This is a genomic window from Hymenobacter sp. IS2118 (assembly GCF_000715495.1).
GTDB lineage: Bacteria > Bacteroidota > Bacteroidia > Cytophagales > Hymenobacteraceae > Hymenobacter.
Window position 1 is genome coordinate 17,840 of record NZ_JNLX01000024.1, and the last position, 13,678, is coordinate 31,517.

At 61.2% G+C, this 13,678-nt stretch carries 11 protein-coding genes; 5 read left to right on the plus strand and 6 right to left on the minus strand.

Annotated elements, in window-relative coordinates:
- Window positions 1-57: 57 nt before the first annotated feature.
- From menD to GM79_RS01255, 3 genes are read right to left on the minus strand one after another with little or no spacing between them, the layout of a single operon-like run.
- Window positions 58-1,758, minus strand: a complete 1,701-nt coding sequence (menD, locus tag GM79_RS01245) for a 2-succinyl-5-enolpyruvyl-6-hydroxy-3-cyclohexene-1-carboxylic-acid synthase (RefSeq protein WP_035557938.1) — start codon at window positions 1,756-1,758, stop codon at window positions 58-60.
- A gap of 17 nt (window positions 1,759-1,775) precedes the next feature.
- Window positions 1,776-3,029 carry a chorismate-binding protein gene (locus tag GM79_RS01250; protein ID WP_081867481.1) on the minus strand — a complete coding sequence of 418 codons (1,254 nt, stop codon included), beginning with the start codon at window positions 3,027-3,029 and terminating at the stop codon, window positions 1,776-1,778.
- The gene (locus GM79_RS01255; RefSeq protein ID WP_035557975.1) at window positions 3,029-3,463 is read right to left on the minus strand and encodes a hotdog fold thioesterase; all 435 of its coding nucleotides are present in this window, start codon (window positions 3,461-3,463) and stop codon (window positions 3,029-3,031) included. The genes GM79_RS01250 and GM79_RS01255 overlap by 1 nt, the downstream gene beginning before the upstream one ends.
- Before the next feature lie 156 nt (window positions 3,464-3,619).
- Between GM79_RS01255 and GM79_RS01260 the strand changes: the two genes are divergently transcribed.
- The 5 genes from GM79_RS01260 (at window position 3,620) to GM79_RS01280 (ending at window position 10,708) form a co-directional block, all read left to right on the plus strand.
- Window positions 3,620-4,261: a histidine phosphatase family protein gene (locus GM79_RS01260; RefSeq protein ID WP_035557939.1), complete on the plus strand. Its 642-nt coding sequence runs from the start codon at window positions 3,620-3,622 to the stop codon at window positions 4,259-4,261.
- A 146-nt stretch (window positions 4,262-4,407) separates the two neighbouring features.
- Window positions 4,408-6,216, plus strand: coding sequence for a pyruvate dehydrogenase complex dihydrolipoamide acetyltransferase (locus GM79_RS01265; RefSeq protein WP_035557942.1), 1,809 nt, complete (start codon window positions 4,408-4,410; stop codon window positions 6,214-6,216).
- A 144-nt stretch (window positions 6,217-6,360) separates the two neighbouring features.
- Window positions 6,361-8,910: a TonB-dependent receptor gene (locus tag GM79_RS01270; protein WP_035557945.1), complete on the plus strand. Its 2,550-nt coding sequence runs from the start codon at window positions 6,361-6,363 to the stop codon at window positions 8,908-8,910.
- A 176-nt stretch (window positions 8,911-9,086) separates the two neighbouring features.
- Window positions 9,087-9,626: an ATP-dependent protease subunit HslV gene (gene hslV / locus GM79_RS01275; protein WP_035557948.1), complete on the plus strand. Its 540-nt coding sequence runs from the start codon at window positions 9,087-9,089 to the stop codon at window positions 9,624-9,626.
- Between the two features lie 110 nt (window positions 9,627-9,736).
- A complete protein-coding gene (locus GM79_RS01280) occupies window positions 9,737-10,708 on the plus strand; it encodes a deoxyhypusine synthase family protein (protein WP_035557951.1) in 972 nt (323 codons plus the stop codon).
- A gap of 83 nt (window positions 10,709-10,791) precedes the next feature.
- Here GM79_RS01280 and GM79_RS22595 read toward each other — a convergent pair whose 3' ends face one another.
- The 3 genes from GM79_RS22595 to GM79_RS01295 all read right to left on the minus strand — a co-directional run.
- Window positions 10,792-11,721 (minus strand): DUF3667 domain-containing protein, encoded by a 930-nt coding sequence (locus GM79_RS22595; protein WP_051718352.1) that lies wholly within the window; start codon window positions 11,719-11,721, stop codon window positions 10,792-10,794.
- 113 nt (window positions 11,722-11,834) lie between these two features.
- Window positions 11,835-12,215 (minus strand): PH domain-containing protein, encoded by a 381-nt coding sequence (locus tag GM79_RS01290; RefSeq protein ID WP_035557953.1) that lies wholly within the window; start codon window positions 12,213-12,215, stop codon window positions 11,835-11,837.
- A gap of 157 nt (window positions 12,216-12,372) precedes the next feature.
- A partial coding sequence (locus GM79_RS01295) for a cystathionine gamma-synthase family protein (RefSeq protein ID WP_410471171.1) occupies window positions 12,373-13,678 on the minus strand: 1,306 nt, incomplete at its 5' end.

Genomic DNA, 13,678 nt, shown 5'->3' on the forward strand with positions numbered 1-13,678 from the left:
TTAGAACGTCATGCTTCGGCTGCGCTCAGCATGACCGGTGAGTCAATAATGAATTGCTTACGAAAATGCGTCTTTCACCGCTGCGCGGTATTCTTCAAAAAACGCCGCGTTGGTTTTGGAATCCGTGAAGATTTCCAGAATGGCCGCGCCGGTTTCGGCTGCAAAGAAAACCGACAGTGCGGTATCAAGTTCATCAAACGACGAAACCGGGAAGTAGCGCAGGTTAAAATCCTTGGCCGTGTTCTCGGCCGTGAGCGTCTGGCGCGTCTCAAAAAACTCCTCCAGCTCCGGCTGCTGCCGCGGCCCGTCGATGAGCCGGAAGATGCCGCCGCCGTGGTTATTGAACAGCACCACCCGCAAGTTGGGCGTGGGGTAGTTGTGCCAAAACGCGTTGCGGTCGTAGAAAAACGCCACGTCGCCGGTGAGTAGCACCACCGGGCGCCCGGGCTGGGACAGGGCCGCGCCCACGGCGGTCGAATTACAGCCATCGATGCCACTGGTGCCCCGGTTAGCAAAGGCCTCAACACCAGCCTTTATACCGAGAATATTGGCATAGCGCACGGCCATGCTATTGGCCAGGTGCAGGGCGGTACCTGGCAAGAGCTGGGGTAGCGTGGAATGAAATGCTGAAAACTCATTGAAAGGCTGGTTTGCTGCGACAAAAAAACGTTTTGAAAAGGCCATTGCCTTCGCTTCTGCAAGCTGCCAAGGCGCCAAAGTTTCTGCGTCATCGGTGGGGGTTTCTTGGGAAAAGCGAGAGAAGAACTCCTCCGGCTCCATTCGAATAAGGGAGGTCAGGCTGCGGAAGTTATCGGCAGCGGCCCCAACGGCCTGAACGTGCCAGTGGTGCTTGGGGGCAGCGTGCCGCAAGAACAGTTTTAGGCTTTTGGAAATGAGCGACTGTCCGAAGGTGATGAGTATGTCAGGTCGCAGGTCCTTTTTCTGCGTTTCATCTAACCCAGCCAAAAAGATGTCATGCCTGTTAATAATAGAGGAGTTTTGGCTTTGATTAGCAATGCTATCCGCGATAATTGGGATACCATAATTTCGCGTAAAATCACCCAATGCATCATTCAATGTCGCATTGAAAGGCTGTTGTCCTGCCACAACCAGTACATGGCCTGTACCCTGCAGTTCAGCCATGTGCTCCATGATTTTGGATTGGTGCATTTCCGGTGCGTTCGGTATCTCCCGAATAATCTTCACATCCGCATCATACCCAATTGCCTCGCCCGCCTTTGGATAAAAAGGCTCCCGCAGCGGCACATTCACCTGCACCGGCCCGGCGGGCGCGGCTTGCGCCAGATTAATGGCCTCGTTGATAATGCGCGCCGAAAACCACTTGGCATCCGGGTGCGCAGTATCTACCGGAAACTCAAACGCGCCTTTGGCGTGCGCGCCGTACAAGTTGTGCTGCCGGATGGTCTGTCCGTCGAGTTGGTCTATCCATTCCGGCGGGCGGTCGGCGGTAAAAATCACCAGCGGAATCTGTTGGAAAAATGCTTCGGCCACGGCTGGCGCGTAGTTCAGGCCCGCCGTGCCGGAGGTACACACAAGCGCCACCGCTCTTTTCTGAGCCTGCGCAATGCCCAGCGCGATGAAGGCCGCCGCCCGCTCGTCGGGCACCACGCGCACGGTCAAATCGGGGTGCCGGGCGAAGGCCAGGGTGAGCGGTGCCGAGCGGGAGCCGGGCGAAAGCACCACGTCGGTAATGCCATGCCGGGCGCAGATTTCAGCAATGTTATAAACGGCTTGCATGGGCTGGTTTTTTGTTTTTAGTGGCGGCCAACGAACGTCATGCTGAGCGCAGCGCTTATGGTTCGCAGTTTCATTTCGGTTTCCTGCCATTCCCGTTCCGGGTCGGAGTCCACGGTCAGGCCCGTGCCTGCGTATAAAATGGCTTCTGTGGCGCGCACTTGCAGGCAGCGCAGGTTCACGTAGAGGCGGGCCACTCCGGGCGCGGCCACGTTCACCGGGCCCAGGAAGCCGCTGTAGTAGGCGCGGTCGTAGCCTTCGTGCTGTTGAATAAAGTGCATGGCGGCTACTTTCGGCATGCCGCCCACGGCCGAGGTGGGGTGCAGCAGCCGCAGCATGTCGGTGCCCAACGACGGAAACGGCACGTGTTTCAGGTTCACCTCAAAATCGGTGCGTAAGTGCAGCAGCTCGCCGGCGATAACCGTGCGCGGCCCCGTTTCGTGGTATTCGCGTAGCCGCAGCTGCTTGAAGCAGTTCACGATGTAGCGCGCCACCAGGGCCTGCTCCTCTATTTCCTTTTGGCGCCAGATGGCCGTGCGGGGCGTAAATTCGGCCGTGAGGGGCTGGGTACCGGCCAGGGCCATGGTTCGGAACGCGCCATCGGCCGTGACCTCGGCCAGGATTTCCGGCGTGGCGCCCAGCCAGGTGCCCACACCCGGCACGCTCACCAGCGACACAAACGCCAGCGGGTATTTGCGGTCCAGCTCCACGAATGCCGCCAGCGGGTCGAAGCCGGCGGGGAGGGCGCGGCGGGCGGCACGCGAGGTCACCACTTTCAGCACCTGCTGCGCTTCAATGGCCGCCACTCCCCGGGTAACTAAGTCCGTGTATTCGAGTTCGGTGGCGGCATGCGGCACGGGCTGGGCGCTGTAGTGCCAGGCCAGTTCTTCTACCGCGCCGGCCGCCAGCCAGGCCGTGAGGTTCGGCACCAGCTCGCGCGCTTTGGGCGCCACGGCCACCGTGGTGGGCTGGCCGACATCATACAACACGTCGGCGGGCAGGAACAGGGCCGGGTTTTGGTCAGAGTCGCGGAACGGGAAAAACGCGAAGCCGGCCGGCGCCTGGGCATCGAGCGCGGGCGGCAGGCCAGTGTAGGTTGCTTCCAGCGACCGGGCTACCAGCAGGCGAGGGGCCGCCGCGCCGGGCTCGCGCCACACCGCCAGCGGCCGGCCCGTGCGCAGCGCACCCGCCACCAAATGGCGCAGGCGGGCGTGGGCATCAAGGGCCGCCGCGGCCGCAGGCCATGGCAACTGCCGGAATTCGCTGGTGTGCATCAGGCCTTTTGGGTGGGAGCAGCGGGTAAGTCAATCACGGCCATGGTAATGCGGCTGATGCACACCAGGGCGCCGGTTTCTTCGTGGGTGATGCGGATTTCCCACACCTGCGTGCTGCGGCCCACGTGCACCGGGGTGGCGCGGCCCCGCACCCAGCCGTCGCGCACGCCCTTGAGGTGATTGGCGTTGATTTCCAGGCCCACGGTGGCCTGTTTGGTGCGGTCTACGCGGCAGGCGGCGGCAATGCTGCCCAGGGTTTCGGCCAGGGCCACCGAGGCGCCGCCGTGCAGCAGGCCCATGGGCTGGTGGGTGCGTCCATCTACCGGCATGCGGCCTTCCACGTAGTCGTCGGCTACGGCCGTGATTTCAATGCCGAGGGCATCGGACAAGGTGGGGCGGGCGGCGGTCCAGCGGTTCACTTCTTCCAGATTCATAGGGGCACGGGGCAGGGCGGGGGAGCAGAGCAGAAAATCCTGCATCGCCGCAAATAGTTTGAAATGGGTCAACGGCCGGGGTTAAAACCTCGTACCTCGCTGTATTGTTGAAGCAAATACTGCGATGAAGCAGCGCCCGCAAAACTACTACGCAACGTGAGGCCCCGGACCATTTTCCTCCTACGCCACGGCCAGACCGATTTCAACGTGCAAGGAATTGTGCAGGGCAGCGGCGTCGATTCGAGCCTGAATGATACGGGCCGCCGCCAGGCAGCGCAGTTCTTCGCGGCCTACGGGCACGTCCCCTTCGATAAGGTTTACACCTCCGCCCTGCGCCGTACCCACGAGTCGGTGCAGCAGTTCCTGGACCTGGGCCTGCCCCACGAGGCCCACGCCGGCCTGAACGAAATAAGCTGGGGCGAGCGCGAAGGGACCCGCATTACCATGGAAGAGGACGCCGAATACCGCGAGGTACTGGCCGATTGGAGCGCGGGCCGCACCACTTCCCGCCTCACCGGCGGCGAAAGCCCCGAGGAAGTGGCCGCCCGCCAGCGTCCGGTTATTGAGCTGCTGAAAGCCCGCGACGATGAGCAGACCATCCTGGTGTGCATGCACGGCCGGGCTATGCGCGTGCTGCTCTGCCAGCTCCTTAACTACCCCCTAAGCTGCATGGAAGGCTTCGAGCACAGCAACTTGTGCCTCTACAAGCTCGAATTTACGGGCACCGTGTTCACGGTGAAAAACTTCCTGGACGTGACGCACTTAAGGGACGGTAAGAGCGCCGCGCTGGCCGGCTAGGAGCAGTTGCCGGCAAAAAGCCAGTAGAAACGGCGCTGCCAGACCGGGCACAAACAATCCCTCGCGCCAGCCGCGAACTACAACAAAGTTGTCTGCCCAACTTTTCGGGCTAATTTTGGCCTCCTCAATCCAAGCGTGATAAACCGATGGCCGAAATCATAAAAATGCCCAAAATGAGCGACACGATGACCGAAGGGACCATCGCGGCCTGGCTCAAGAAAGTGGGTGATAAAGTTAAATCCGGGGATATTCTGGCTGAAGTGGAGACCGACAAGGCCACCATGGAGCTGGAAAACTACGAAGATGGTGTCCTGCTGTACATCGGCCCCAAAGAGCAGGAGTCGGTGGTAGTAGACGGTATCCTGGCCATTGTTGGCAAAGAGGGCGAAGACTTTTCGGCCCTGCTCGCCGGGGCCCAGGGCGGCGCCGAAGCCCCCGAAGCTGATGCTCCGAAACCCGAAGCCGCGCCCGCCCCGGCTGCAGCCCCCGCCGCCGAGGCTCCGAAAGAAGCTCCCGCTGCGGCCCCTGCGCCCGCCGCCGCGCCTGCCGCGCCCACCAATGGCAAGAAAGCTACCGTGGTGCGCATGCCCAAAATGAGCGACACGATGACCGAAGGTACCATTGCCGCCTGGCTGAAAAACGTGGGCGACAAAGTGAAGTCCGGCGATATTCTGGCTGAAGTGGAGACCGACAAGGCCACCATGGAGCTGGAAAATTACGAGGACGGCACCCTGCTCTATACCGGGCCCAAAGCCGGCGAAGCCGTGGCCGTAGACGGCATCCTGGCCATCATCGGCGAAGAAGGAGCCGACATTCAGGCTCTATTGGGCGGGCAAAGCGGCGGTGCCGCTCCGGCCCCCGAAGCTGCTGCCACTGAGGCACCTGCTGCCGCTGAAGCTCCAGTACCCGCCGAAGCTCCTAAAGCTGTCGAAGCCGCTCCTACGGCACCGGCAGCCCCGGCCCAGCCCGCTGCTACTGCTACTGCTACTGCTGCGCCCGGTGGCCGCATCCTCGCCTCGCCGCTCGCCAAGAGCATTGCCAAAGAGAAAGGCATCAACCTGGCTCAAGTGGTTGGCTCCGGCGACAACGGCCGCATTGTGCAGCGCGACGTGGAGAACTTCCAGCCTAGTGCCACAGCGCCTGCTGCCGCTTCGCAAGCTGCTCCGGCCACTGTTCCTGCTGCTACTGCTCCGGCCGCTGCCCCACAGGCGGCGGCTCCGGCGGCGCAGCCGGCCGCCAGCCCCGCCAGCCCCGCAGCTTCGGCTCCTGCTTCGGATACCTACACCGACACGCCCGTGTCGCAGATGCGCAAGGTGATTGCCAAGCGTCTCTCCGAAAGCCTGTTCACGGCCCCGCATTTCTATCTCACGATGGAAATCAACATGGACCAGGCCATCGAAGCCCGGGTGCGGCTCAACGAGCTGTCGCCCATCAAGCTCTCGTTTAATGACTTGGTGCTGAAGTCTTCCGCCGTGGCCCTGCGCCAGCACCCGGCCATCAATTCTTCGTGGATGGGCGACAAAATCCGGCAGAACAAGGTCGTCAACATCGGCGTGGCCGTGGCCGTGGACGAAGGCCTGCTGGTGCCCGTGATTCGCAACGCCGACCAGAAAGGCCTTTCGCAAATCGCCACCGAGGTGAAAGAGCTGGCCGGCCGCGCCAAAACCAAAAAGCTGCAGCCCGCCGAGTGGGAGGGCAGCACCTTCACCATCTCCAACCTGGGCATGTTCGGCATCGACGAATTCACGGCCATCATCAACACGCCCGATGCCTGCATTCTGGCCGTGGGCGGCATCAAGCAGACGCCCATCGTGAAGAACGGCCAGATTGTGGTGGGCAACATCATGAAGGTGACCCTGAGCTGCGACCACCGCGTGGTGGACGGCGCCACCGGCGCCGCTTTCCTCCAAACCCTGAAAGGCCTGCTGGAAGACCCCATGCGCATGCTCATCTGAGCCTGACTTTAATTGATACAAAAAAACCAGCCCCATCAGGCTGGTTTTTTTGCGTTGAAATGAGCTAGCTTGCGTGCATTAAAATACTTGGTTTCAATTAATCTTTCTCCGTCACCCTTTTCTCATTAACCAGCTGCAATACCTATGAAATCAAGTTTACTGATTGCTCCCATCTGCCTTGTTAGCAGTATGGCCTGGGGCCAAAATGCCACCCTGACCGGGCAAGTGCTGGACCCCGCCGGCCGCCCCGTGATTGGGGCTGCCGTGGTAGAAAAAGGCACGAACAACGGCACCGCTACCGGCGGCGATGGTCGTTTTTCGCTCCGCACCCGCACCGCTCAGCCCCGGCTTGTGATTAGCTCGTTGGGCTATGCGACCCAGGAAGTAGCCGGCGACGGCAGCGCCACCAGTATCAGCCTGGCCGAGAGCAGCACCAGCCTGGAAGACGTGCAGGTGGTGGGCTCGCGCAGCGCCAACCGCTCCGTCACGGATTCGCCTTCGCCGGTCGACATTATTGATATTCGGGAAGTGACGGCCAAAACCGGCCAGCTCGACGTGAACCAGCTGCTGCAGTTCGTGGCGCCCTCCTTCAACTCGAATCGCCAGACCGGCTCCGATGGGGCCGACCACGTGGACCCCGCCAGCTTGCGCGGCCTGGGCCCCGACCAGACCCTGGTGCTGGTGAACGGCAAGCGCCAGCACCAATCGGCCCTGGTGAACCTGTTCGGCTCGCGCGGCCGCGGCAACACCGGCACCGACCTGAACGTGATACCCGCCGCCAGCATCGAGCGCATTGAGATTCTGCGAGATGGTGCGGCGGCGCAGTACGGCTCCGATGCCATTGCGGGCGTCATCAACATCGTGCTGAAAAGCTCGGTGAAGCAGCTCACGGCCAGCGCCAACTACGGCGTGTACGACGCCAAATACCGCCGCGATAACCAGCGTTTCGACGGCGGCAACTTCAACGCCAACGTCAACTACGGCATCGGGCTGGGCGAAAAAGGCAGCTTCATCAACGCCACGCTCGACTACAACAAGCGCGAGCACACCCAGCGGGCCAACGTGCCTTCGCCCAACGGCCTGGCCCGGCGCGAGTACGGCGACCCGGAGGTTTCCAACGCTTCGGTGTACCTGAACTCCAAGTTCGCGCTCAACGAGAGGTCGCATGTCTACGCTTTTGGCGGGCTGAACAAACGCAAGGGCGATGCCTACGCCTGGACCCGCTTTGCCGACGACGACCGCAACGTGCCCGCCATTTACCCCAACGGTTTCGACCCCATCATCACCAGCGACATTGTGGACGCCTCGGCGGTGGCGGGCGTGCGCACCGCGCTGGGGGAGTGGGAGCTGGACATCAGCAACAACTTCGGCTCGAACAACTTCGAGTACGGCCTGCGCAACACCCTGAACGCCTCGTTGGGGGCGCAGTCGCCCACTTCGTTCAACGCCGGGGGCTTCCAGCTGCAGCAGAACGTGGTGAGCGTGGGCCTCACGCGCAACTACAAAACCGTGCTGCAGGGCCTGAACGTGGCCGTAGGGGCCGAGGGGCGTCGCGAGTGGTACAAGCTGTTTGCCGGCGAGGAAGCCTCGTACCGCAACTATGACCCCAACCTGTCGGGCGGCTCGCAGGGCTTTCCGGGCTACCAGCCCAGCGACGAAATCAAGGCGCAGCGCGACAACATCGGGGCCTACGTGGACGCGGAGCTGAGCGTGACCCAGCGCTGGCTGCTGGCCGCCGCCCTGCGCTTTGAGAACTACAGCGACTTTGGCAGCACCCTCAACTACAAAGCCTCAACGCGCTACACCCTGACCGATTTTCTGACGGTGCGCGGCACGTTCAGCACCGGTTTCCGGGCGCCCTCACTGGCCCAGAAAAACTTTAATTCAACCTTTACCAACTTCATCAACGGCAAGCCGGTGGAGGTGCTGCTGGCCCGCAACAACAGCGCCGTGACCCAGAAGCTGGGTATTCCGGCCCTGAAGCAGGAGACCTCGACCAGCGCCAACGTGGGCTTCACCAGCCGCCTGGGCTCGGCCCTGAGCCTGACCGTGGACGGCTACTACATCAAGGTGCGCGACCGGGTAGTGCTTACCTCGCAGTTTGGCTCCGATGACCCCGTGATTGGCGCCGACCTGGTGGCCCTGAACGTGAACCAGGCCCAATTCTTCGCCAACGCCGCCGACACCCGCTCGCTGGGACTCGATGTGGTGCTGAACCACCTAGCCACGCTGGGCACCGGCCGCCTGACTTCTACGCTGGCTGCCAACTTCAACAGCCTGAAAATTGACCGCGTGACGACTTCCGGCCGCTTGGCGGGCCGCGAAGACGACTTCTTCGGTCCCCGCGAGCAGGCGTTTGTGAAAGCGTCGGCGCCGCCCTCCAAAATCAACGCAACCTTCGACTACCAGGTGAGCAAGTGGGGTGCGCTGCTGCGCTTCGTGCGCTTCGACAAGGTGACGCTTCTGGACTTCGACAACGAGGAGATGAACTACGCCGCGCGCATCACCACCGACCTGACCCTGAGCTACGCCCTGACCCCGCACCTGCAGCTGGCCGTGGGCAGCTCCAACCTGTTTGGCGTAGTGCCCACGCTGTTTGACCCGCAGCGCACCGAAACCGGTGGCGCCTGGGACCCCGTGCAAATGGGTGCCAACGGCCGCTTCCTGTTCGCCAAAATTCAGGCCCGCTTTTAGAGGGAGTTAGGAGTTAAAAGTGACGAGTGACGAGTTAAAGCAGATGTCGCTTTAACTCGTCACTCGTCACTTTTAACTCCTAACTCAGTTGCCAAGCGGTTTGGTTAGGCGGCAGGGCGTAATTTCGTGTTTTCACCCCGTATGGGCGGTGAAGCGTACGACCTGCTAATTTCCCCATGACCAGAATCCGTTCTACTACCGTCCTTGGTATTCGCCACAACGGCGAAATTGCCCTCGGGGCCGATGGCCAGGCCACCATGGACAAGCAAGTTGCCAAAAGCAACGTGCGCAAAATCCGCAAGCTGCAGGATGGCAAAATCGTGACCGGTTTTGCCGGTTCCACGGCTGATGCCTTTATGTTGCTCGACAAGTTTGATGAGAAGCTGAACGGCTACGGTGGCAACCTCAAGCGCGCCGCCATCGAACTGGCCAAGGAATGGCGCAAAGACCAGTACCTGCGCAAGCTCGAAGCCATGATGGTGGTGGCCGACAAAGACGAGCTGCTCATCCTTAGCGGCACCGGCGACGTATTGGAACCAGACTCCGACGTGGCCGCCATCGGCAGCGGTGCCATGTATGCGCAGGCGGCGGCCCTGGCCCTCAAGAAGCACGCGCCGCACCTCACCGCGCGTCAAATGGTGGAAGATGCTCTGCACATTGCCGCTGACATCTGCATCTACACCAATCATAACCTGATGATTGAACAGCCTAGTTAGAAAGCTGTTAGCTAATAGCTGTTGGCTGTTAGCTTCTCTATTGCGTAAGCAAACCGTATTCATTCCGACAAAAGCTAACAGCCAACAGCTATTAGCTAACAGCTAATTACATGCAAGTAACCAACTTTCTCCGCCACCATTTCCGCCACTTCAATGCTGCTGCGCTTATCGACGCGGCCGATGGCTATAACAAGCACCTCGCCGATGGCGGCAAAATGATGATAACCCTGGCCGGTGCCATGAGCACCGCCGAAATGGGAATTCAGCTGGCCGAGCTCATTCGGCAGGACAAGGTGCACATCATCAGCTGCACCGGCGCCAACCTGGAAGAGGACATCTTTAACCTCGTAGCCCACGATTTCTACGAGCGGGTGCCCAACTACCGCGACCTGACCGCGGCCGACGAAACCGCCCTGCTGGCGCGCCATATGAACCGCGTGACCGACACCTGCATCCCCGAAGAAGAGGCCATGCGCCGCCTGGAGCACTCGGTGCTGAAGTTCTGGGAAAAGGCCGACAAGGCCGGCGAAGCCTATTTCCCCCACGAATTCTTCTACCAGATTCTGCTAAGCGGCGAGCTGGAGCAGTACTACCAGATTGACCCCAAAAATTCCTGGATGCTGGCCGCGGCCGAGAAAAACCTGCCCATCATCTGCCCCGGCTGGGAAGACTCCACGCTGGGCAACATCTACGCCGGCCACGTCATGACCGGCGACATCAAGAACGTGCACACCATGCGCACCGGCATCCAGTACATGATGTACCTGGCCGACTGGTACACCGCGCAGGCCACCGACGATAGCACCGTGGGCTTCTTCCAGATTGGCGGCGGCATTGCCGGCGACTTTCCCATTTGCGTGGTGCCCATGCTGCACCAGGACCTGGGCCGCACCAGCGTGCCGCTGTGGGGCTATTTCTGCCAGATTTCGGACTCTACCACCAGCTACGGCAGCTACTCGGGTGCCGTGCCCAACGAGAAAATCACCTGGGGCAAGCTGGGCGAGAAAACCCCGAAATTCATTATCGAAAGCGACGCGACCATTGTGGCGCCGCTGGTTTTCGCCATCGTGCTGGGCCAGTAATTATTGCAGAACTGAAGTTAAAAAGCCCGTCGCTGTCGCAGCGACGGGCTTTTTGCATTTGGAGGAGTAGTGGCGCTGGACGGCTAGCGCGTAGCGGCAGTTTGCGGCTTCTTTGGGGCCGCAACCGGGCGCAAATCCGGCCGCTCGCGCAGTACCTGCACCGTGAGTACGGCGATGCACACCACGGCCGCCACAAGCAGCACCACCACTTGCAGCACCGAAATGCCCAGCGCCCGGCCGTAGCGCCGCGCCGTGGTCAGGGCGGGGGCGGCCACCAGCAGCTGCGCGTACACCCAGAGCGAATACAGTACCGTTGGGATAAACACAAGCTGCGAAGCCACCTTCAGGAAGGTTTGGTTGCCTGCTAGTAGCGCGGGCAGCATCAGCGCCAGGTTAATGATGGTGAGCGTGCCCCCGATGAACGCGCCCGCCAGTAGCACCTCGGCGTAGTTGTAGCCCGCCCGTCGCAGCCGCCACCATGCCACCAGGCTGTTGAGCGGCATGAGCACCAACTGCATCAGGTAGGGGTGTTTTATGGTGAGGGCCAGGTAACGCTCCATCACCACCGACATCAGGGCCACCGGAGGCGAGCCGGCCTTGGTGGGCTGCGAGGTCAGCATGGCCAGGTGCAAGTCGGACTGAAAGGCCGACATCGTCAGCGCCGAGAGGCCCACAAGCAGCAGCAGGTAGCTTACGGGGCGGAACTGCCGGGTGCGCTGCCCCGCCAGGTACCCGCGAATGGTGAGGCCGGGGCGCGTCAGCATTTGGTAGAACGTGTACGCCAACCCCTTGTCGACATGCCAGACAGAGTGCGGCAGGTCGTGCAGCAGCAGGTGTTTCAGGGTGATGCGGTGCGTATCGGCCGGTTGCCCGCAATGCGCGCAAAACCGGTCGGTGAGGGCCGCCCCGCAGTCCAGGCAGTCGTGGTGAGCAGGCGGGACACCGCCAGGGGCCTTCTCGATGGCGTTGACGGCGACCACCGCCGTCAGGTGGGTGGAGTAGTCGAAGGACATAAGGTCAGAATACCAAGTGATACATCGGGAAATACCGGGCGTGGCAATATCGTAAGCATCACCCAAAAAGCAAGCAGCCCGGCACAAATCAGCTTTGCCGATATTGAGCCCGGCTAGCCCAGCACATGCTGCGCCAGCACCCGCTGCACGTCGTAGATGTTCACGCCGCTGCTGAATTTGCGGATGATACTGGGCAGTGTTTCGCTCGATACCCAGATTTTTAGCTCGGCATCAAGGTCTAAGTGGCCGGCGGTTTCGATGCTGAAGCGGGAAATACTTTTGTAGGCTATTGACAGGTACTCCGACTTCTTGCCCGTCAGGCCTTGCTTGTCGACTAGAATCAAGCGCTTGTTGGTAAAGATAAATACATCACGCACCAGCTTAAAACCAATTTCGATGGTTTCGCCGCTGGCCAGCAGCATGCCGTAGTCGCTGTTCAGGTCGCTGGGTTGAACGGCGCCCGCATTGTCAAGAAGTCCGGAAAAGAAGCCCATAGTGTTCAGGAGTGAAGGTGTTTGCAAGGATAGGAAGAATAACTGAGCTGATGAGGGTGAGCCGTTATTATTTTTTTACAGAGAATGCCAGCAACCAAAAAGCCCCGCCTTTTCAACGGGAAAAGACAGGGCTTGGTAATAACTAATACGCGAGTGACTACGCCATAGCCAGTTCCCGCTCTTGCACCACGCCCACGGCTTCAAAGGCCTGGCTCAGGTCCAGCATCAGGTCCTGTGGGTCTTCTACGCCGATGCTCAGGCGAATCATTTGGGGGGTGATGCCCATTTCGGCTTGCTCATCGAGGGTAATGTCGGAGTGCGTCATGGTGCCGGGGTGCTCGGCTAGGCTTTCGGTGCCGCCCAGGCTCACAGCCAGTTTAATGAGCTTCAGGGCGTTGAGGAAGCGGAAGGCTTCGGCCTCGCCGCCCCGGATGTCGAAGGAAATCATGGAGCCGGGCGAAAGGCAGTGGCGGCGGTAGATGTCCTGCTGGGCGGGGTTGTGCTCGAGGTGCGTGAGGTAGTAGGTGCGGGCCACCAGCGGGTGCGTGCGCAGCCAGTCGGCAATAGTTTGGGCCGATTGGGCGGCGCGCTCCATGCGCAGCTTCAGGGTTTCGAGGCTGCGCATCAGCATCCAGCCGGTATTGGGGTCGCACATGGTGCCCATGAAGGTGCGCATGGCTTTTATTTCCTTCATGAGGGCGTGGCTGGCCAGGGCCGCCCCAGCAATAAGGTCGGAGTGCCCGCCCAGAAACTTGGTGGCTGAGTACAGCACCACGTCGGCACCGTGCTTGAGCGGGTGCTGGAATACCGGGCCCAGGAAGGTATTGTCCACCACCAGACGAATGGGATGCTCCGGCGTGCTGTGCTGGCGGGCCAGGGCGGCGCAGGCTTCCAGGTCCACGAGGTGGTTGGTGGGGTTGGCGGGGGTTTCCACGAAAATCATGGCCAGGCGGCCCTGCTCGATGCCGGCCACCTGGGCCGTCAGCTCCTCGGGCGTGGCCGTGGGGCGGAAGCCCACCGCCGTGATGCCGAACTTGCGCAGCACGTTTTTAAGGAAGAAATCCGAGCCGCCGTACACGGGCTCGGAGTGCAGCACTACATCGCCGGGCTTGAGCAGGGCCAGCAGCGTGGTGCTGATGGCGGCCATGCCACTGGCAAAGCTGGCGGCTTCCTCGGCGCCGTCCCATAGGGTGAGGCGGTGCTCCAGAATTTCCAGGCTGGGGTTGTTGAGGCGCGAGTAGATGAGGCCCATTTCCTCGTCGGGGTCGGCTTGGCGTAGGCCATAGGCCAGCTCGAAGAAGGCTTTGCCTTCCTCGGCATTTTTGAAGACGAACGTAGAGGTCTGAAAAATAGGCGGTTTGATAGCGCCCTCGCTCCAGGCGGGGGTGTAGCCGTAGCTCATCATCAGGCTTTCGGGCCGTAGGGTCTGGCCGCTTATCTTGGCATGTTCATGCAGGTTGGAC